Source organism: Brucella grignonensis (assembly GCF_002252505.1).
In the GTDB taxonomy this organism is placed as follows: domain Bacteria; phylum Pseudomonadota; class Alphaproteobacteria; order Rhizobiales; family Rhizobiaceae; genus Brucella; species Brucella grignonensis.
Genome location: NZ_NNRL01000137.1, coordinates 1 through 528 on the forward strand (window position 1 = coordinate 1; position 528 = coordinate 528).

Here is a 528-nt window from a genome sequence, read left to right on the forward strand (position 1 = left end):
GTCGCCTATGGCCACATCACTGACAAGTGGTTCGATGCGCCACAGGCCGAGCGGATAACTTGGTGTCAGGTTCACCCGTAGACCGGCGATGAAGCCGATGCCGACCATTGCACACAGTGGGGTTAGCGCGGCGGTCACAACAATCACCGAGCGGGTGCGCGCCGTCATTTCAGTACCCGCAATTGGCGCTGCGTCTGGCGCATGGCCTCGGTCTCCTTGAGCGCCTGAGCGGTGCGCTCCTGGGCAGCGAGCTGCTGGCCAGCGCGCATCGTCGGCCAGGCCGCGGCCAGCTTGTCGAGTTCGGCGGGCGACAGCCCTGTCGATGCGGCCTTGAAGGCCGGACCGCTCGTGTCCATGGCGCCATTGCCCAGCAGTGCGCGTTCACCAAAGCGCTCTTTGACGACACTATTGAGGGCGTCGATTTCCGCTTTGACCATGCGGTCGGCAAGCGCGAAGCCGAGGGCTGCCGGCAGATCGTTGCGATCGATGGCATCCCTGACCTTGGCCAGGACATTTGCCGCCTGCGGC

At 64.8% G+C, this 528-nt stretch carries 1 pseudogene; it reads right to left on the minus strand.

The annotated features are described in order from the left end of the window. Positions 1 to 164 precede the first annotated feature (164 nt). A pseudogene (locus tag CEV33_RS01600) lies at positions 165 to 528 on the minus strand (BID domain-containing protein); the annotation flags it as partial.